The sequence below is a fragment of the Cupriavidus gilardii genome (assembly GCF_013314895.1).
In the GTDB taxonomy this organism is placed as follows: domain Bacteria; phylum Pseudomonadota; class Gammaproteobacteria; order Burkholderiales; family Burkholderiaceae; genus Cupriavidus; species Cupriavidus gilardii_C.
This window is the reverse complement of record NZ_JABTYE010000009.1, coordinates 100352-119554: the sequence shown is the minus strand read 5'-3', so window position 1 is coordinate 119554 and position 19203 is coordinate 100352. Positions and strand designations below refer to the sequence as shown.

19 protein-coding genes are annotated in these 19203 nt (G+C 69.2%); 13 read left to right on the top strand and 6 right to left on the bottom strand.

Annotation, left to right across the window (positions count from 1 at the left end; genetic code table 11):
* The first annotated feature begins 1 nt into the window (after position 1).
* From HTY53_RS11205 to HTY53_RS11175, 7 genes are read left to right on the top strand one after another with little or no spacing between them, the layout of a single operon-like run.
* Positions 2-520: an ApeP family dehydratase gene (locus tag HTY53_RS11205; RefSeq protein ID WP_217435581.1), complete on the top strand. Its 519-nt coding sequence runs from the start codon at positions 2-4 to the stop codon at positions 518-520.
* On the top strand, positions 517-1248 hold the full coding sequence (fabG, locus tag HTY53_RS11200; protein WP_174106601.1) for a 3-oxoacyl-ACP reductase FabG: 732 nt from the start codon (positions 517-519) through the stop codon (positions 1246-1248). Before HTY53_RS11205 ends, fabG begins: the two co-directional genes overlap by 4 nt.
* On the top strand, positions 1245-2474 hold the full coding sequence (locus HTY53_RS11195; RefSeq protein WP_174106599.1) for a beta-ketoacyl-ACP synthase: 1230 nt from the start codon (positions 1245-1247) through the stop codon (positions 2472-2474). Before fabG ends, HTY53_RS11195 begins: the two co-directional genes overlap by 4 nt.
* A gap of 52 nt (positions 2475-2526) precedes the next feature.
* Positions 2527-2988, top strand: coding sequence for an excinuclease ATPase subunit (locus HTY53_RS11190; RefSeq protein WP_174106598.1), 462 nt, complete (start codon positions 2527-2529; stop codon positions 2986-2988).
* 30 nt (positions 2989-3018) lie between these two features.
* Positions 3019-3753, top strand: a complete 735-nt coding sequence (locus tag HTY53_RS11185) for a 4'-phosphopantetheinyl transferase family protein (RefSeq protein WP_174106596.1) — start codon at positions 3019-3021, stop codon at positions 3751-3753.
* Positions 3754-3796: 43 nt separating this feature from the next.
* A complete protein-coding gene (locus tag HTY53_RS11180; RefSeq protein ID WP_174106594.1) occupies positions 3797-5368 on the top strand; it encodes an HAL/PAL/TAL family ammonia-lyase in 1572 nt (523 codons plus the stop codon).
* Positions 5365-6615 carry a cation:proton antiporter gene (locus HTY53_RS11175; protein WP_174106592.1) on the top strand — a complete coding sequence of 417 codons (1251 nt, stop codon included), beginning with the start codon at positions 5365-5367 and terminating at the stop codon, positions 6613-6615. The genes HTY53_RS11180 and HTY53_RS11175 overlap by 4 nt, the downstream gene beginning before the upstream one ends.
* 27 nt (positions 6616-6642) lie before the next feature.
* Here HTY53_RS11175 and HTY53_RS11170 read toward each other — a convergent pair whose 3' ends face one another.
* Together HTY53_RS11170 and HTY53_RS11165 are read right to left on the bottom strand one after the other, a co-directional pair.
* Positions 6643-7410 (bottom strand): SDR family NAD(P)-dependent oxidoreductase, encoded by a 768-nt coding sequence (locus tag HTY53_RS11170; protein ID WP_174106591.1) that lies wholly within the window; start codon positions 7408-7410, stop codon positions 6643-6645.
* A 121-nt stretch (positions 7411-7531) separates the two neighbouring features.
* Positions 7532-8788 carry a Bcr/CflA family efflux MFS transporter gene (locus HTY53_RS11165; protein WP_254599903.1) on the bottom strand — a complete coding sequence of 419 codons (1257 nt, stop codon included), beginning with the start codon at positions 8786-8788 and terminating at the stop codon, positions 7532-7534.
* A gap of 145 nt (positions 8789-8933) precedes the next feature.
* Here HTY53_RS11165 and HTY53_RS11160 point away from each other — a divergent pair, with 145 nt between their 5' ends.
* Complete coding sequence (locus HTY53_RS11160) at positions 8934-9509, top strand: TetR/AcrR family transcriptional regulator (RefSeq protein ID WP_174106589.1); 576 nt, start codon at positions 8934-8936, stop codon at positions 9507-9509.
* Positions 9510-9525: 16 nt separating this feature from the next.
* On the opposite strand, the gene HTY53_RS11155 is transcribed toward HTY53_RS11160, so the two are convergent.
* On the bottom strand, positions 9526-10806 hold the full coding sequence (locus tag HTY53_RS11155; RefSeq protein ID WP_174106587.1) for an SGNH/GDSL hydrolase family protein: 1281 nt from the start codon (positions 10804-10806) through the stop codon (positions 9526-9528).
* A gap of 178 nt (positions 10807-10984) precedes the next feature.
* Here HTY53_RS11155 and HTY53_RS11150 point away from each other — a divergent pair, with 178 nt between their 5' ends.
* Positions 10985-11890 carry a LysR family transcriptional regulator gene (locus tag HTY53_RS11150; protein ID WP_174106585.1) on the top strand — a complete coding sequence of 302 codons (906 nt, stop codon included), beginning with the start codon at positions 10985-10987 and terminating at the stop codon, positions 11888-11890.
* Positions 11891-11953: 63 nt separating this feature from the next.
* On the opposite strand, the gene HTY53_RS11145 is transcribed toward HTY53_RS11150, so the two are convergent.
* Positions 11954-12847 carry a LysR family transcriptional regulator gene (locus HTY53_RS11145; RefSeq protein WP_174106583.1) on the bottom strand — a complete coding sequence of 298 codons (894 nt, stop codon included), beginning with the start codon at positions 12845-12847 and terminating at the stop codon, positions 11954-11956.
* Positions 12848-12931: 84 nt separating this feature from the next.
* On the opposite strand from HTY53_RS11145, the gene HTY53_RS11140 reads away from it, so the two are divergent.
* Positions 12932-13771 (top strand): NAD(P)H-dependent oxidoreductase, encoded by an 840-nt coding sequence (locus HTY53_RS11140; protein ID WP_174106581.1) that lies wholly within the window; start codon positions 12932-12934, stop codon positions 13769-13771.
* Here the strand turns inward: HTY53_RS11140 and HTY53_RS11135 are convergent.
* On the bottom strand, positions 13768-16242 hold the full coding sequence (locus tag HTY53_RS11135; RefSeq protein ID WP_174106579.1) for a penicillin acylase family protein: 2475 nt from the start codon (positions 16240-16242) through the stop codon (positions 13768-13770). The genes HTY53_RS11140 and HTY53_RS11135 overlap by 4 nt on opposite strands.
* Positions 16243-16534: 292 nt before the next feature.
* Here HTY53_RS11135 and HTY53_RS11130 point away from each other — a divergent pair, with 292 nt between their 5' ends.
* A complete protein-coding gene (locus HTY53_RS11130) occupies positions 16535-16675 on the top strand; it encodes a hypothetical protein (protein ID WP_174106578.1) in 141 nt (46 codons plus the stop codon).
* A gap of 42 nt (positions 16676-16717) precedes the next feature.
* Here HTY53_RS11130 and HTY53_RS11125 read toward each other — a convergent pair whose 3' ends face one another.
* Complete coding sequence (locus tag HTY53_RS11125; RefSeq protein WP_174106728.1) at positions 16718-17536, bottom strand: metal-dependent hydrolase; 819 nt, start codon at positions 17534-17536, stop codon at positions 16718-16720.
* 121 nt (positions 17537-17657) lie between these two features.
* On the opposite strand from HTY53_RS11125, the gene HTY53_RS11120 reads away from it, so the two are divergent.
* Together HTY53_RS11120 and HTY53_RS11115 are read left to right on the top strand one after the other, a co-directional pair.
* A complete protein-coding gene (locus HTY53_RS11120) occupies positions 17658-18278 on the top strand; it encodes a TetR/AcrR family transcriptional regulator (protein ID WP_174106576.1) in 621 nt (206 codons plus the stop codon).
* A gap of 60 nt (positions 18279-18338) precedes the next feature.
* Positions 18339-19202 (top strand): alpha/beta hydrolase, encoded by an 864-nt coding sequence (locus HTY53_RS11115; RefSeq protein ID WP_174106574.1) that lies wholly within the window; start codon positions 18339-18341, stop codon positions 19200-19202.
* Position 19203 lies beyond the last annotated feature (1 nt).

Below are 19203 nucleotides of genomic sequence, written 5' to 3'. Positions count from 1 at the left end.
GATGACCATCAACACGACCATGACCGACACCATGGCTACCACGGCTGCCGGCGTTCCCGCGGCCCACGACGCGCCTGGCGGCATTGCCGCCATGGTGCCCCATGGCGGCGCGATGCTGTTGCTCGATGCGCTGCTCCATGCGGACGAGGATCACGCGATCGCCCGCGCCACCGTACGGCCGACACAGCTGTTCGTCGACGCGCAAGGCATGCCGGCCTGGGTCGGCGTCGAATACATGGCGCAGACCATCGCCGCGTGGTCCGGCGCGCGCGAGCGCCGCGCCGGCAATGCGCCCGCGATCGGCTTTCTGCTCGGCTCGCGCCGCTATGCCTGTGACGTGCCGGCCTTTCCCCGCGGCAGCGTGCTGACCATCACCGCCCGCGTCGAGCTGATCGGCGATAACGGGCTGGGCATGTTCTCGTGCGCCATCGACATGGACGGGCGCGAGGTCGCCCGCGCCAACGTTTCCGTCTTCCAGCCTGCCGACGCGCAGGCCTTCTTGCAAGGACACAAGCCATGAGCGACCACACCGTCCTCGTGACCGGCTCCTCGCGCGGCATCGGCCGCGCCATCGCGCTGCGGCTCGCACGCGAGGGCCATGACATCGTAGTGCACTGCCGCTCGCGGCGCGACGAGGCCGAATCGGTCGCGGACATGGTGCGCAGCCTCGGGCGCGCCGCGCGCGTGCTGGCTTTCGACGTGGCCGATCGCGAGCAGTCAGCGCAGGCCCTGCAGCAGGACATCGATGCGCACGGCGCCTATTACGGCGTGGTGTGCAATGCGGGCATCGCGCGCGACGCCGCCTTCCCGGCGATGACGGGCGCGGAGTGGGATGAAGTCATCCATACCAATCTCGATGCCTTCTACAACGTGCTGAACCCGGTCGTGATGCCGATGGTCCAGCGGCGTGCACCGGGGCGCATCGTCACGCTGTCGTCGGTGTCCGGCCTGGTCGGCAACCGCGGGCAGGCCAACTACAGCGCCGCCAAGGCCGGCATCATCGGTGCCACCAAGGCGCTGGCGATCGAGCTGGCCAAGCGCCAGATCACCGTCAATTGCGTGGCCCCGGGCCTGATCGACACCGACATGATCGACGCGACCGTCCGCGACGAGGCGCTGCGCCTGATTCCGGCGCGCCGCATGGGCACGCCCGACGAGGTGGCCGCGACGGTCGCCTTCCTGCTGTCGGCCGACGCGGGCTACATCACGCGCCAGGTGATCTCGGTCAACGGAGGGATGTTCGGATGAAGCGCGTCGTCGTCACCGGTGTCGGCGCCATCAGCGCGCTGGGCAACGACTGGGCCACGGTCGCCCCACGGCTGCGCGCCGGCCAGAGCGCCGTCGTCAGGATGGAGGACTGGAGCAAGTACAAGGGGCTGAACACGCAGCTGGCCGCGCCGGTCCCCGAATTCGAGACGCCGGCGCACTACACGCGCAAGCGCACGCGCGGCATGGGCCGCGTGGCGCTGATGGCGGTGCTGGCCAGCGAGGCGGCGCTGCGCGACGCCGGGCTGTATGGCGATCCGCTGGTCACCAGCGGCGAACTGGGCATTGCCTACGGTTCGTCCACGGGCACGCCCGAAGCCGTCGCGGACTTCGGCCGGATGCTGCTGGACTGCTCGACCGAGGGCGTCAGCGCAACCACCTACATCCGCATGATGCCGCATACGACCGCTGTCAATATCGGCGTGTTCTTCGGCATCACCGGCCGCATCCTGACGACCTCGAGCGCCTGTACCTCGGGCAGCCAGGGCATCGGCTACGCCTACGAGACCATTCGCGCGGGGCGCCAGGTCGCGATGCTCGCCGGCGGTGCGGAGGAACTCGACCCCACCGAGGCGGCGGTATTCGACACGCTGTTCGCGACCAGCACGCGCAACGACGCGCCGCAGACCACGCCGCGCCCGTTCGACGCCGAGCGCGACGGCCTGGTGCTGGGCGAGGGCGCCGGCACGCTGGTGCTGGAAGAGCTCGAGCACGCGCGCACGCGCGGCGCCCGCATCCTGGCCGAGGTGGTCGGCTTCGGCACCAACAGCGACGGCGCCCACGTGACCCAGCCCAATGCCGACACGATGGCGCAGGCGATGCGGCTGGCCCTGCGCGACGGCGGCATCGATCCGTCCCGCATTGGCTATGTGAATGCGCACGGCACCGCGACCGACCACGGCGACGTGGCGGAGTCGCACGCGACCCATGCCGTGCTGGGCGCCGGCGTACCGATCAGCTCGTTGAAGAGCTATCTCGGCCATACGCTCGGGGCGTGCGGCGCACTGGAGGCGTGGCTGACCATCGAGATGATGCGGGCGGGCTGGTTCGCGCCGACGCTGAACCTGGCCACGCCCGATCCGCGCTGCGCGCCGCTGGACTACATCGCCGGCGACGGACGCGTGCTCGACGTCGACCACGCGATGAGCAACAACTTCGCCTTTGGCGGCATCAACACCTCCCTGGTGTTCCGGCGCTGGACGGACTGAACGGTCCGTCTCGCGCCTGCTTTCTTGAACCTCGACAACGACAAGGAAAATCATGAAGTTCGCTCAGACGTGCGGTCACTATGCAGTCCTCGCCGCCATCGCGGCCGGCGCGCTGGTCAGCGCCCCGGCCAGCGCCCGCGACACCAAGTACCTGCTGCCCATCCAGGACGTACTGAACATGCCCGAGGCCAGGGAGAAGCTCGACGGTTCGGTGCGCTTCTTCTTCGCCGGCCAGCGCACGCCCAAGGTGCTGGAGACCAAGGGCAGCGACGTGTCGAACCGCAAGACCAACGGCGTGGGCAAGAGCGATGAGGAAGCCTGCCGCTGGGCCGCGCTGTCCGCGCTGCTGTCGTTCCAGGACAAGGCGAAGACGATGGACGCCAACGCCGTCGTCAACCTGGTCAGCTATTACAAGAAGAACGAGATGGCCAGCGCCGATCAGTACGAGTGCCATGCCGGCGCGGTGGTGGTCGGTGTCGCGCTCAAGGGCGACTACGCCCGCGTGGGCAACTGAGGTGAACAGCCGAGTCCCGGGCGCCGGCGCGTGACGATCTTCATCCGGCTGCAATCGGTCAGCGCCCTGATGGCAGGCGTGGGCGCGGATGCCCACGCCTGGCTGTCGCCGGCCGAGCGCGCCCGTCTGGCCAACATCCCTGCGCCGCGGCGCGCGGCCCAGTTCGTCGCCGGGCGATGGCTGGCCCGCGCGTTGCTGGCGGAACGGTTCGGCGGCGTGCCCGACGATTGGACGATCGAGGCATCGCCGGATGGTGCGCCGCGCGTGGCGGGCCATGCCGACAAGCATCTTTCGATCGCGCATGGCGGCGACAGTGTCGCGTGCGCCGTCGGCGATCGCCCGCTCGGTCTCGATCTGGAGGTGCGCCAGTCCGGACGATCCCGCGCGGCGCTGCTCGAGGCGATCACCAGCGCCACCGAACGAAACGGGATGCTTGCCGAGCGTGAAGACGACACCGAGACGCTCGCCCTGGAAGCGTGGACCTTGAAGGAAGCCGCGCTCAAGTGCCGTGGCGGTGAACTGTTCTCGACCATGCTGGGCCATCGCGCCTGCATCCGGCCCGCCGGGTCCGCGCACATCGACGTCCGGTCCAACGGATGCAGCTGGTGGCATGGCGACACCGTCGTTGCCGTGGTCGGCGACCCGTTGCCAACCGAACTGGATCACGGCAGCACCCCGCCCGATGCCATGCGCCATTGGCAGGTGGCGATGCCAGGCCCGGGCGCCGATCGCCCGCAACGATCGGCGGCGTCTGCGCCGCACTGATCGTCCCGATCTTCGATCCAATTTCCAAACGAATACCCCGATCATGCGCATCTCTTCGCAGTCCTCCTCCGACGCCGGCTCAGGCTCGGCCGGCAGCGTCCGTCCCGCAGCCGTCATCTTCGACGGCACGCCCCTGACGGTGGAGGACGTGGCCGCGCTGGCCCGCCGCGATGCGGTGGCGGGCCTGTCGACATCCCCGGCATTCCGCGCCCGCATCGAGCGCGGCATGGCGTTTCTCGACCGGCTGCTCGCGGAGGAGGGCCGCATCTACGGGGTCACGACCGGCTACGGGGATTCCTGCGGCGTCGAGGTGCCGGTGTCGATGGCGGACCAGCTGCCGCCGCGCCTGTACACCTTTCACGGCTGCGGCCTGGGCCGCCTGCTCGATGCCGACGAGACCCGTGCGGTGCTGGCGGCGCGCCTGGCCTCGCTGTGCCAGGGGTATTCCGCGGTCAGCCCGGCCTTGCTGGAACAGCTGGCCGCCTTGTTGGCCAACGATGTATTGCCGTGCATCCCGGCCGAAGGCTCGGTCGGCGCCAGCGGCGATCTGACGCCGTTGTCCTATGTCGCCGCGGTGCTGTGCGGCGAGCGCGATGTCATGGTTGAAGGGCGACGCATGGCCGCGGCCGATGCGTTGGCGCAGCTTGGGCGCGCGCCGCTGCGACTGCGCCCGAAGGAAGCGCTGGCCATCATGAACGGCACCGCGGTGATGACGGGCCTGGCCTGCCTGGCGTGGCAGCGCGCGCGCCAGCTGGCGGAGCTGGCCTGTGCGATCACCGCCGGCGCGGTCGCCGCGACCGACGGCAATCCCTATCATTTCGATCCCGCGCTGTTCGCGGCCAAGCCGCACCCGGGGCAGCTGCGCGCGGCCGCCGCCATCCGCGGCTGGCTGGGCGACGTGCAGGCGCCGCGCCACGCGCACCGGCTGCAGGACCGCTATTCGCTGCGCTGCGCGCCGCATGTGATCGGCGTTCTCGAGGATGCGCTGGACTGGTCGCGGCAATGGATCGAGACCGAGCTGAACAGCGCCAACGACAATCCGCTGGTCGATCCGGACCAGGAGCGCGTGCTGCACGGCGGCCATTTCTACGGCGGCCATATCGCCTTCGCGATGGACGGACTCAAGGCGGCGGTGGCGAGCGTCGCCGATCTGCTCGACCGCCAGTTCGCGCTGCTGGCCGACCCGCGCCACAATCACGGCCTGCCCGCCAATCTGTCGGGCGCCACCGGCGACGATGCCTGCCTGAACCACGGCCTGAAGGCACTGCAGATCGGCGTGTCGGCGTGGACCGCGGAGGCGCTGAAGGCGACCATGCCGGCGGCGTCGTTCTCGCGCTCGACCGAATGCCACAACCAGGACAAGGTCAGCATGGGCACGATTGCCGCGCGCGACTGCCTGCGCGTGCTCGAACTGAGCGAACAGGTTGCCGCCGCGATGCTGGTGGCCGTGCGACAGGGCATGGCGCTGCGCCGGCGCGCCGGCGGTACGCCCCCCGCGGCGCTCGACCCGTTCGAGCAGCGGCTGAACGCGGCCATTCCCTTTATCGAGCGGGACCGCGCACTGGATCGCGAGCTGATCGCGCTGGTCGCGCAGATTCGGGAGGGCCGCTGGTGAACGGGGCCGCCGTTTTCTTTCTGCAGGCCGCCATCGTCGTCGGCCTGCCCTACGCGCTGTGGCGGCTGTTCGGCAAGGGCCGCGTGCTGCCGCTGGTCGTGGTGCAGATCCTGGTCGGCATCGGCCTCGGACCCACCGGCCTGGGACGCTTCTTCCCCGAAACGTGGGCGACGCTGTTCGGTCCGCAGGCCCTGTCGATGCTGGGCGGTCTGCAATGGCTCGCGGTGACGCTGTTCTGTTTCCTGACCGGCCTGCACCTGCGTGAAACGGAGCTGGGCGGCCAACCGCGCGCCGCGGTTGCCGCGGGCGCGGGCGGCATCGTGCTGCCGTTTGCGCTGGGCACCGCTGCCGGGGCCTGGCTGGTGACGGACCTGCCGCAACTGGCCGGGCCGAATGCCGGCCCGACCGGTTTCGCGCTGGCGCTCGGGCTGTGCAGCGCGGTGACCGCGCTGCCGGTGCTCGCGGCGATCCTGCGCGAGATGGGGATGGCCAGTACCGGCATGGGCCATCTGGCGCTGCGCTGTGCCGCGCTGACCGACGGCGTGGTGTGGCTGGCGCTGGCGGTGGTGCTGGTCGGCCATGGCGAAGGCGCCGGGCCGGTGCGCGTGGCAGTGCTGGCACTGGGCTATCTGGCTGCCTGCCTGCTGGTCGCGCGGCCGCTGCTGGCGCGCTGGCTGTCGCGCGATGGCTGGCACGCCGAGCCGCTGCTGGCGGTGGCGCTGGTCACGGTGCTGGTGTCGGCCTTCCTGTCGGAACTGGTCGGACTGCACCATGTGATGGGAGGCTTTGTCGCCGGGCTGCTATGGCCGCGCCAACATGCGTCGCCGATCAGGAAGCTGCTCGAGCCGGCGACGGTGGTGGTGTTGCTGCCGTTCTTCTTTCTGGCGGCCGGCCTGCGCACCACGGTCGGCATGGCCGACGGCGAAGTGCTGCGGGTATTCGCGATCGCGGTGGCGGTGGCGGTGGTCGGCAAGACCGTCGGTGTGGCCGTGCCCGCGCGGCTCGCCGGGCTGGGCTGGCGCGAGGCATGGACGCTGGGAGCGCTGCTGCAGACCAAGGGCCTGGTCGAGGTCGTGGTGCTGGGAATCCTGCTGGACGCCGGCCTGATCGCCGGTCCAGCGTTCTCCGGCCTGTTGTGGATGGCGCTGGCGACCACGGTATTGGCGCGTCCGCTCGCCGCCTTGGCGATGCGGGGCCGGGGCCCAGCGTTGGGCGTCATCGCCGGGCGCACCGCCAAGGGCGGCTAGCCTTCCAGCACGACGGCGGCACCCGCCTTACTGCTCGCTGTAATTCCACAGCAGCCCGCCGTCGATCACCAGCGTGGCCCCCGTGATGTAATCCGCGTCGGTGCTGCACAGGAAGGCCGCCAATCCCGCCACGTCGCCCGGCTCGCCGAGGCGGCCCAGCGGGATGTTGGCCAGCAGCGCGCGCAGTTGATCGGGGCGTTGCTGCAACGCGTGATTGATCGGCGTCTGGATGGCCCCGGGCGCGATGTTGTTGACAGTGATGCCGAGCGGGGCCAGCTCGATCGCCAGGTTGCGCATCAGCATGCGCAGTCCGCCCTTGCTGACGCAGTAGCTGGTGAAGTTGGGAAAGGGCAGGTCTTCGTGCACCGAGCTGATATTGACGATCTTGCCGCCGCGTCCCTGCTGCCTGCAGTGGTGCACGAATTGCTGCGACAGGAAGAACGGGCCTTTCAGATTGACGTTCAGCACGCGGTCGTAGTCTTCCTCCGTGACCTCGCCGAACGGCGCCCGGATCTCGATGCCGGCGTTGTTGACCAGCGCGTCGATCGAACCGGCGGCATCGACGGCCTCGCGGAACAGCCGCTCGACCTCGGCCACGCCCGCAACGTCGCCCTGCACCAGCCATGCCTGCACGCCGGCCTCGCGGATCTCCTTGCAGACCTGCTCGGACCGTTCGTCCAGCCGATGCACCGCGACCACCACGCTGGCGCCTTCGCTGGCCAGCCGCAGCGCGATGCCGCGGCCGATGCCGGAGGCGGCGCCGGTCACCAGGACAGTCTTGCCTTGCAGTCTCATCTGGGCACCTCTTGACGGTAGGGCCGCCAGGCAAGCGGCCGATGCTGTCGGACAGCGATATCCCGGTCTGAGTCGGTGCGCCGGCGTGAAGTTCCAGCCCGGCCCGGCCAGGGCGCCGCCGCTATCCCGCCGGTGTCCCGCCTGATGCCTGGGCGCGGGTTCGCAGGAACAGCAGCAGACCGACGATCGAGGCCGCTGCAATGACCATGCCGAGCAGGCGTGCCGGCGTATCGGACGGCTGCGACGCCAGCGTGGTGCCCAGCGCCGCGCAGAACATCTGCAGGAAGCCCAGCAGCGCGGACGCGGCACCTGCTTCGCGCCCGAACGGCTGCAGCGTCATCGCGGTCGCCAGCGGATTGACCAGCCCCATGCCGAACAGGAATACCGCGATCGCGCCGACGAAGCCCGCCAGCGATGTCCCCGGTACGGCCATCAGCGCGGCGCCGCCGGCGGCGGCAATGACGAGGCCGGACATGGCCACCGGGCGCGGGCCGCGGGCCTTCGCCAGGCGCGGCGCCAGAAAGCCCGCGGCGAACACGACGAACACGGTGATCGCGAAGAACAGCCCGAGCGCCAGCGAAGACAAGCCCAGCTTGCCCATCAGCACGCGCGGCGCGGCGGCGAAGAAGGTGAAGGTATTGCCGGTCATCAGCCCCACGGCGCCGGCCGGCAGGATAAAGCGGCGATCGCCCAGCAACGCGAGATAGCCGCGCAGGACCTTGCCCATCGACACGGCCTGGCGCCGGTCCGGTGCATGCGTCTCGCCGGTGCAAACGCGGTAGTGGATCGCCAATGCCGCGGCGGCCACGGCCAGCGCGACAAAGGCCGAGCGCCAGCCGAGCCAGCTGTCCAGCGCGCTGCCGATCAGCGGCGAGAAGCCGGGCGCGGCGGCCATCGCGACCATGGTCAGGGCGAGCGCGCGCGCCAGCGCGGCGCCATCGAACAGGTCCCTTGCGATCGCCCGCGACAGTACCGAGGCCGCGCAGACGCCGAAGGCCTGCACCACGCGGCCGGCGATCAGCATGCCGAGCGTATCGGCCGCAGCACAGATCAGGCTGCCGACGATAAAGACCGCCAGGCCGCCAAGCACCAGCGGCTGGCGGCCCCAGCGGTCGGACAGCGGGCCGGCGGCCAGCTGGCCCACCGCGAAGGCCAGGAAGAAGCTGCTGAGCGCGGCGCCGAGGTCGGCCACCGGCACGCCAAGGCTGGCGCCCATGGCTGGGAAGGCCGGCAGGATGATGTTGGTTGCCAGCGCGCCCAAGGCGGCGAGGCCGCCGAGCATCGCCAGCGTGCTGCCGCGCAGCGTGTGGGTGGGGGTGGCAACGGCCGCTGCGCCGACGGAAGCGTTGGCGCGGGCGTCGACTGGCATGTCCTGCATTGGATTTCCTCCCGGCACGCTCGCCATCGGGGACTGCAAGTGGTTATGATGTCGAACGCAATCTAAAGGCTTTTTAGATTTGGATCAACATCTATTTGGGGCGGATCGTCCGGGAGGCGTTCGCGCCCTGTCACAGGAGAGCGAGATGCGGGTCAGTCGCGCACAGGCCGAAGAGAACCGCCGTCGGGTCGTCGAAACCTCGAGCCGGCTGTTCCGCGAGCACGGTTTCGATGGCATCGGCATCGCCGATCTGATGAAGGCGGCGGGTTTGACGCAGGGCGGCTTCTACAAGCAGTTCGCCTCGAAGGAGGAGCTCGCGCGCGAGGCCAGCGAGCAGGCGCTCGAGGAGAACCTGGGGTTCTGGCAGCGGATGCGCGAGGAGGGCGGCGAGCAGGCCTTCGCCGCCTTTATCGCGCGCTATCTGTCGGCGGCGCACCGCGATGCGGCGGACCGTGGCTGCTTGCTGGCCGCCTGCAGCGGCCATACGCGCCACCGCGCGCAGCCGGTGCGGGCCGTTTTCTCCAGGGCGGTCGAGGGTTATGCCGGCATGCTGATCGAGATGAAGCGGCAGGCGGGCGTGGAGATGTCGCGGCCCGAGGCGCTTGCCGCCTTGTCGCAGATCGTCGGTGCGCTGATGCTGTCGCGCGCGGTGGACGAGCCTGCGCTGTCCGACGAGATCCTGCAGGCCGCGGTGGCGAAGCTGACCGACTCCGGCCGATAGATCGATCGCCCCGGCGTCAGTCGAGGGCACCCACTGCAGTGGCCGCGACCTCGGCCATCCGCAGATAGCCGGCATCGCCCGGATGCAGATGATCGCCGCTGTCGTAGCGCGGCAGCATCGCTTCCGGCCTTTCCGGGTCGCGGACCGCGGCATCGAAATCCGCGACACCGTCGAACTCGCCGCTGCCGCGAATCCACGCATTGACGGCTTGCCGCAGCACCTCCTTTTGCGGTGGCCGGTCGTAGCCGCGGATCGGTGTGCCGGCCAGCGCGCCGGCGAACGGCGTGATGGTGGCGCCGATCACGCGAAGGCCGCGCTGCTGCGCGCGGCGGATCAGCGCGCGGTAGCCCTCGATCATGGCGGCCGCGTCGGGCAAGGGTGTGCGCGGCGCGAAGGTCGAACCCGGCCAGCCGATATCGTTGATGCCGATCGCGACGATCACCGTGCGGACGCCGTTGTGCCGCAGGACGTCGCGCTCGAAGCGCGCCAGCGCGGATTCTCCCATGCCGTCGCGCAACAACTGCCCGCCCGAGATGCCGGCATTGAGGACCGCCAGACCGTGCGGCGCCAGCCGTTCGGCCAGACGGTCCGGCCAGCGGCGATTGGCGTCGACGGTCGAGCCGTTGCCTTCGGTGATCGAATCGCCGATCGCCACCACGGCGCCAGCGTCCTGGCGCGCTTCCACCTCGATGGCCGCGAGCAGCAGCCGGCCGGTGAAGTTGCTTGCGTTCGGCAGCGTGGCAGCGCGGGTGGCATCGCCCGGCGCCAGCCACGCGGTCTGCCGGCCGTCCCAATGAAAGCCGCCGGGCCGGACCGGTTTTGGCAGATACAGGCTGACCGCGACTTCGCTCAGCGGCGGCAGTGCGAGCGCGATGGGATCGCTGGTGACGGTGCCGCCTGGCGCAATCGTGATCGATGGCCTGCCGCCGAAGGTCGCCACACGATCGGTACTGGCGTCGATGCGATCGCGCCCGGCGGCCAGGGCCAGCCGCGCCGCGCCGATCGTGATCGGCCCGCTGCCATATCGGTTGGACAGCACCAGCCGCGCGCGCCGGCCGCCGGCGCTGACGCGCGCGATCTGCCGCAGCGTCTGCCTGTCCAGCCGCGCCGGCACACCGGTGGGCAGCGGCAACTCGCCGGCCTGCCAGATCGCCTGCTCGCTTGCGGTCCAGGTGGGCAGCCAGTCGACGGCCGGCGCCTCGGCGGCGGACGCGGCGAACGTGGCCACGCCCAGCATGACGGCGGCGCTGATCTGCCGCCAGTGTTCGCGCAAGACATGGAGAGAAAAGGTCGGCATGGTTGGAATCGTCCTGTGAAAGCCCGGCCGCTAGCCGGTACAGCCGTCACGCTACGGTATGCCGATGTGTTGCAGAAGATGGCAAAATGGCATGCTGCTCATTCGATATTGGAATGAGGGCGCACGCCGCCACCTCGATATTCCCCCGAACCAGGCCGTGCCAGCCAAGGACTCCGTCATGGACACCATTCGCGCAATGCAGACCTTCGTGCGAGCCGTGGAGCTGGGCAGTCTGTCGGCCGTCGCGCGCGAACAGCAGGCATCGCAACCCACCATCAGCAAGATCGTCGCCGCGCTCGAGAAGCAGCTCGGCGTACGGCTGCTGGAGCGCAGTACCACCAGCCTGTCGCCGACCGAGGCCGGGCGGCGCTTCTACGAGCGCGCGCGCCGCGTGCTGGAGGAGTTCGGCGAGGCGGTGGGCGATGCGCAGGGCCAGGTCGAGCGCCCGTCCGGGCTGGTGCGCCTGAGCGCGCCCGTCAGCTTCGGCGTGCTGCGTCTGAATGCGCTGGTGCTGGAATTCCAGCAGCGCTATCCCGAGGTGGATGTCGAGCTGCTGTTCGACGACCGCTATGTCGACCTGGTCGGCGAGGGTGTCGATCTGGCGCTGCGCCTGGGCGCGCAGTTGCCGCCCAACGTGGTCGCGCGGCCCATCGCCGTATCGCCGCGGATGCTCGTTGCGAGCCCCGCGCTGATGGGCCAGCACAAGCGCATCCGCCGTCCCGCGGACCTGGCGTCCGTGCCGATGCTGCGTTTCACATGGCTGGCGGGCGGCGACTCGATCGTGCTGGAAGGCCCGGATGGCTCGGCCACGGTGGAGGCGCCGTGCCGCTATCGGGTCAACAACTCGCTGGCGATGCGCGAGGGCTTTATCGCCGGGACCGGCTTCGGATTGACGCCGGCCTGGCTGGTGCAGGACCTGCTGGACGACGGCACGCTGGTGCGCGTGCTGCCACGCTGGGATGGCACCGCGCAACAAGCCTTTCTGGTCTATCCGAGCCGGCGCTATCAGCCGGCCCGCGTGCGCGTGCTGATGGATTTCCTGGCCGGGCGCATTCCGTTGTTGCCGGGCATGGCGCACGCGTAGTGGTGGCGTAGTGGTGGCGTTGTAGTGGCGTTGTAGTGGCCCATGGCCGGCTGGAAATGGCCTCTAGACGCAATCGACGATGGTGTCGCGCAGCCATCGATGCGCGGGGTCGCGATGGACGCGCTCATGCCACAGCATCGACATCTCGTATCCCGGGATCTCGATCGGGGCTTCGACCGCCCGCAGGCCGGCGGCCTCGCGTACCAGGCGCGACGGCAGCATCGCAACCAGATCGGTGCTGGCCAGCACGGAAAGCACGAACAGGAAATGCGGCACCGACAGTACGACCCGGCGTGACAGCCCGCGCGCGGCCAGCGCCTCGTCGGTCGGCCCGTGAAAGCCGCCGCCATCGGGCGACACGATCACGTGTTCGAGCCGGCAGAACTGTGCCGGTGTCGGCTTGCGCTTCAGGCCCGGATGTCCGGCGCGGCCGACCAGCACATAGCGCTCGGTGAACAGGGGACGGCGATGCAGGTTCTGCGGCGCGCCGTCGGTCGTATGGAAGGCCAGATCGATCTCGCCCTGTTCCGCCTGCCTGGCCAGCAACGACGGCACCGGCTGCACGATCGCCAGCCGGGTGCCGGGCGCCATCGTGCGCAAGCCGCGCAGCAGCGGCAGCACGATGGTCGATTCGGCGTAGTCGAAGGCGGCAACGCGCCAGGTGTCGGTCGCCTGCGCCGGATCGAACGCGCGCTGTGGCGACACAGCACGCTGCAGCGCCTCGAGCGCTTCGCGCAAGGGCTCGCGCAGCGCCTCGGCGCGCGCGGTCGGCCGCATGCCGCGCGGGCCCGGCAGCAGCAGCGGGTCGCCGAGCGTTTCGCGCAGCTTGGCCAGCTGCACGCTGACCGAGGGCTGCGACAGGTTCAGCCGCTCCGCCGCACGGGTGACATTGCGCTCGGCCAGCAGCACGTCGAGCGTGATCAGCAGGTTCAGATCCAGCCGTCCGAAATTGTTCATGACAATACCTGGAATATTGGAAATTCATTTCCAATATACCGGACGCACCCCTAATCTGGCTTCCTCTCGCTATGGAGGCTTACGATGAATGTTCTTCTGGTCTATGCACATCCTAAACCGCGCTCGTTGAACGGGGCGATTCGCGACTTTACCCTTGAGCGGCTAAGGCAAGCCGGCCACACCGTGCAGCTGTCCGATCTGTACGCGATGCAGTGGAAGGCCACGCTCGACGCCGCCGACAATCTCGACCATCAGGCCGGGGCTCGCTTCGATCCGTCGCTCGACTCCAGGCACGCCTTCGAGCACGGCAGGCAAAGCGAGGACATCGCCGCCGAACAGCGCAAGCTGCTGTGGGCCGATGCGGTGATCCTGCAGTTTCCGCTGTGGTGGTTCTCGATGCCGGCGATCCTGAAGGGATGGGTGGAGCGCGTTTATGCCTATGGATTTGCCTATGGCGTGGGCGAGCACTCGGATGCGCGCTGGGGCGATCGCTATGGCGAGGGCACGCTGGCCGGCAAGCGTGCGATGCTGATCGTGACCGCAGGCGGATGGGAATCGCATTACAGTCCGCGCGGCATCAACGGGCCGATCGACGACATCCTGTTCCCGATCCATCACGGGATCCTGTACTACCCGGGCTTCGACGTGCTGCCGCCCTACGTGGTCTACCGCACCGGCCGTGTCGACGCGGCGCGGTTCGTCACCATTCAAGCCGAACTCGGGCAGCGCCTGGAGCGGCTGGGCACGACGCCGCCGATTCCATTCCGCCGGCAGAACGGCGGGGATTATGCGATTCCCCAGCTGACCTTGCGCGACGATCTCGCGCCGGGGCGCACCGGGTTCGGTGTGCATGTCGCGGGCGTGCACGAGGCACGCCCGCGGACTGCATCGGCGCTCGGGGCCGATGCGGTGGCCGCGCCTTAGCGCGGCGTCAGCTCGATCCGCTTCTCCGCGGCCCGCTCGATCGCCTTGCGCGAATACAGCAGCGGGAAGGTCTGCCCCTTGGCCCACACCGGCGCAAGGTCGCGATAGTGCGGATTGGCCGGATCGCCCGACTGTCCCGGCGTATTGACGACACGCCCCTGATCCCAGTTGCCGACGTCCAGCACCATGCGAAACGACGCGCCGGAGGTCAGGTGATAGTCGCTGTTGCGGTAGCCGGTGTTCATCGGCGTGAACGCGGACCCGCCGATGCCGCCCGCATCGACGTTGTACTGAGCGCGCGTGGCGTCGTCGACGATATTGGCCAGCGGATGGCGGAAGATCGCGCGATGCAGCGCGCCCCAGCTCGCCAGCTGCTCCGGCGACGGCGAACGGCGCTCGAGCTCGGCCATCGCGGCCTTCAGCGAGGTCAGCATGACTTCGTCGCGCCGCGCCGCCGGCATCCACGGGTCCGGCTGCTCCAGCACCGCCAGCACGCGCGCCGCATCGCCGGCGCCGACCAGCTTGGCAGCGCCCGCGGGCAGCGCCGCGCGCACCACCGCCTGCCGCAGATGGTTGCTGAACCAGATCTCGAACAACGCGGCCGGCACGCTGTCGGCGCGCACATTGCCGTCCCAGCCGCGCAGCAGCGCGACGGCGCGCTGCACCTGGGGATCCTGCAGCAGCGATGCCGCGGCGCCGGCATTGCCGACGGTGCGCATCACCGCCAGCGTGCGTTGCGCGGGCAGCGACACGGTGTCGTTCTGCCACGCGATCGAATCGCGCAGCGAGCTGACCGGCGTGGCGGCGACCAGGCTCTTGAGCCGGCGCGCCCGCGAGCTGTCGCTCCATTCGTAGCCGACGCCGAGCTTCGCGGCCGGATGATCCGGCGGAATATTGTTCTCGTTGGCGGTGACGATATGGCCGGCGGACGGGTTGTAGGCCCACGGAAGCTCGTCCATGTTGCGGTAGCCCGCCCACTCGTAGCGGCCGTCGCCGGGTACCGGGAACAGGCCGTCCCAGTTGGGGCGGATCACCGTCAGGCCGCCCGGAATCCAGCCGATATTGCCGCTGCGATCGGCATAGACCTGGTTCTCGCCGGGGGCGCCCCAGCGGTTCATCGCCGCGCGGAACTGGTCCCAGTTGGTGGCGCGCATATAGTCCATCGAGCCGAAGTACGGCGCCATGCCGGTATCGAGCCAGGCCGCGCGCAGCGCCCAGGCGCGATGGCTGGCGTCGTCGGCATGCAGCACCGGGCCGTGGCGCGTGAAGTCCACGGTGACCGTGCGCGGCTCGGCCTCGCCGCGCACTTCGATCTTCTCGGTGATGGTCTCCATCGGCTCCCAGCGTCCGCGATAGCGGTAGGACTTGGGCTGCGCGGGATCGGTCTCGTAGACGTACAGGTCCTCCTGATCCATGTAGAAGCGGGTCAGGCCGAAAGCGATCGTGCCGTTATGGCCGATCGAGATGCCGGGCAGGAAGGGCTCGCCCGCGCCGATCACCGACAGGCCGGGCGCGTTCAGGTGCGAGACATAACGCAGGCTCGGCGCGCCGTGCGCGCGGTGCGGGTCGTTGGCCAGGATGGGACGCCCGGTCGATGTGCGGCTGCCGGCGATGACCCAGTTGTTCGACCCGAGGCTGCGGCCGGTATCGCTGTTGGCATCGACGGCGGCGTAGAGCTGGTCCACCGGCACTGCGTCGGCGCTGGCCTTCTGCCAGGCCTCCTTGGGGAAATTGGCGGCCGCCGTGGCCAGCGTATAGGCTTTTTTCAGCGCGGCGGCGGGCACGGCGCAAGGGTCCAGGCCCTCGGGCAGCGTCGGCGTGATCGGCGGATCGAGTTCGCGCCGCAGCCAGTCGGCACGGGCCGCCTGCTCCCTGGCCTGGCAGTACAGCGTGGCCCGATCGACCTCGCCGGTGAAATTCAGCGTCAGGCCGTGGTGCCGGATGCGGACGATGTCCTCGGCCCGCCAGCGCGCCGGCTTGTAGCCGAGCTGCTTGAACTCGCGCGGCAGCAAGTCGGGCTGCGCCTCGGTCAGCGCCACGTAGGCGTTGACGCCGGCGACGAAGGCCTCGGCCACGCGCTTCGCGTCGGAGCCGTAGGCCAGCCATTCGCGGTACATGTCGCCGCGATACAGCACCGCCCGCGCCATGCGGTCGCCGTCGACATAGGCCGGACCGAAGTCCTTGGCCATCTCGCCGAGCCCGCGCTTGCGCCACAGGTCGATCTGCCAGAGCCGGTCGCGCGCGGCGATGAAGCCTTGCGCGTAGAAGGCGTCGTACAGCGTGCCGGCGTAGATGTGCGGCACGCCCCAGCGATCGATCAGGATGCTGGCAGGCTTCTCCAGGCCGGGCGCGGCATAACGGTCGGTGGGCGGCGCTGCCGAGGCCGTGCCGGCCAGCACGGGCAGGGCGGCGGCGACGAAGGCAATGTTGCGGAGCAGGGTGGCGGCGGGCCGCCGGCGGACGATGCGCATCGGGTCTCCTTGCTTTGTTGGTCTTGGTGGAGCGCGTGCCGGATGCTGGCTCAGCGGAATCCGGCCAACGAAGCATAGCCGAGCCGATGACGGGATGGGAAAGGTGTGCCCGGTGATCGCACGCCGCGCGGGCGGCGCGCCCCAAGGGCGAGGACCGGGCGCAGGCCAGCGCGGCCATCCCGTTGTCAAAATTGCACGGTGCCGCGGCATGGCGCACCGCAGCGAGCAGGCTTTTGCGCCCGGCATGATCCGTGCGTCAGGCCCAATACTTCAAGCCTTTCGAGTCATCGCCATGCCGAGAAAAGATGAGTACGGCACCAATGCCGAGGCCGCCCACGCCTCGACCCGCGGCCGCCACCTGATTGCACGCCCGGTGCTGTGGGTGTTTATCGCGATCCTGCTGTTGGGGCTGCTGACGCTGTCGTACTGGTAAGGAACGGGCAAGCGCGGCCGCCGGCTTCGCTTGGCCGTTCGTTCAACCGCCTACCGGCACGTATTTGTCCCGGTGGGCGTCCAGCCATTGCCTCGATGCGCCGGCGTCGTGGTCGGTCGGATGGAAGTCGCGGCGGAAGTAGTCGCGCCACGCGACGAAGGTCTGCCGGATCAGGCCCCGCTTGCCGAACAGGAATCGGGCCGCCCCCGTCCACGTTCGCCATTGCCACAGCGTGCCGTCGCGGCGCAGATTGTCGATGGTCTGGCGCAGCGCATCGCCGAGGAAGGTGATGCTGATGCGGCGGAACCAGGTGATGCGCCATTCGTGCGAGCCGCCGAGCGCCTGGTACAGATCGAAGGCGGTGTTGCGATGCTCGGTTTCCTCGGCGCTGTGCCACAGCCATAGCGTCGCCAGACGCGGATCCTGCTCGCCCAGCAGGTCGGGATTGCGCAGCATCCAGTCGGCGAAGATCGCGGTGAAGTGTTCGAACGCCGCCGTGATTGCGAGCGGGTGGCGCGGGTCCACGCCTTCGAGCTGTTTCAGGCGTTCCTTCGAACGGACCTCCCAGTGATTGACCAGACCCTGCCTGCGCAGATGCTCGTTGTAGAGCCCGTGCAGGCGGCGGTGCGTGGCCTCCTGCCCGACGAATCCCTGCACCTCGGCGCGGAACTCGTCCTGCCGCCCGGGCGGCAGTGCCTTCAGGCCATTGCGCACCGCATCGATAAAGAACTGCTCGCCGACCGGAAAGCTCATCGACAGCGCATTGAGAAAGGCGGTGCGGAACGGATCGCCCGCGCACCAGTGCCGCGGGATCGGCGCTTCCATATCGACGAGCAGGCGGCGAACGACGAGATGCGTCACGGTGGTCTCCCTGGACTGGTACTGCGTGGGCTGGTACTGCAGAGTACCGATCATGATGGCGTGGATCGGTACTGTCAAGTACCATGGCGGCGAATAACGAGCCGCCCATGACGAGCCGCCCATGCACGCATCCGCCATCCTGACCGCCGGCACTGCGCCGGACCGCAGCGAACATCGACGCCGCCTGCTCGAAGGCATGGCCGGCGCCGTGGCTCGCAAAGGCTATGCCGAGGTCACCATCGCCGATATCGTGGCCGAGGCCAACGTCTCGCGCCGGACCTTCTACGAGCATTTCGATTCCAAGGCCGATTGCCTGATGGCCCTGTACGTCAGCGCGAGCCGGCATGCGCTGCAGGTGCTGCGCGACGCGATCGATCCGCGCCAGCCGTGGATCGCCCAGGTCGAAGGCGCGATGCGTGCCTATCTCGGCTATATGGCAGGCAATCCGGCGCTGCTGCGCACGCTGTTCATCGAGATTCTCAGCCTCGGCGGTCCCGGACTGGCGGTGCGCCGGCAGGTCCATCGCGACCTGGCCGAATTCATCCAGCGCACCGTCGGCACCGATCACCGCCGCCGGCAGCGCCTTCCCTACGAAAGCGCGCTGGCCCTGGTCGGCGCCGTGCATGAACTGGTGCTGGAACGGATCGAGGGAGCCGGGCCGGCACGGCTGGAGTCATTGGTGCCGACGGTGTGCGATCTGGTGCGGCGGATCGTCGGGGAAGAGGGGCAGCCCCAAGGCTGATATTCCCGAGCGGATATCGTCAGCCTGTCATCGACGTCCGCCAATACGGAGGTTCGTTCCATGCCCGTGTTTCGCCATCTGGATCAGGAATCGCTGGACAAGCAGTACAACAACCGGGCGGCGGTGCCGCAGCACCCGGCCATCCTTGCGCGATGGGCCGCGCAGGCCGCGGCCTTTCGCCAGGCGCATGCGGTCGAGGAAAACCTCGCCTATGGCAGCGCACCGAAGCAGACGCTGGATTATTTCCCCGCCGGCGGGCCAGGCCGGCCGCTGCTGATCTTCATTCATGGGGGTTATTGGCAAGCGCTGGACAAGTCCGATTCCAGCCATCTGGCCGCACCGTATCTTGCTCGCGGCATCGATGTGGCGATGCTGAACTACCGGCTCGCACCAGACGCGACGATGGCCGAGATCGTGCGCGACAACCGCAGTGCCGTGGTGTGGTTGCATCGGAACGCGAGAGTGCTGGGCTTCGATGCCAACCGGATCTTCGTATCCGGCCATTCGGCGGGAGGCCAACTGGTCGGCATGCTGGCCGGCACGCGCTGGCAGGATTTGGGCCTGCCGTCGGACGTACTCAAGGGCGGATGCTCGATCAGCGGGCTCTACGATCTGGAGCCGATCCGGCTGTGCTATCTCAACAAGGTGGTGGGGCTGACGGAGGCGGACGTTGCCGCCTACAGCCCGATTCACCATCCGCCTGCCGCCAACGCGCTGCCGATGATCCTGACCGTCGGCGGCGACGAATCGGCGGAGTATCACAGGCAGCAGGCGGAATATGCCGCGCTGCTCCGGCAACGCGGCGTGCCTGTCAGCATCGTCGCGCAGGAGAACGGCCACCATTTCGATGCGCTCGAGCCCCTCGGCGACGCGCAAAGCGAGCTGGCGGCGGCCGTGCTGGAAATGATTGACGCGACGGCGTAAC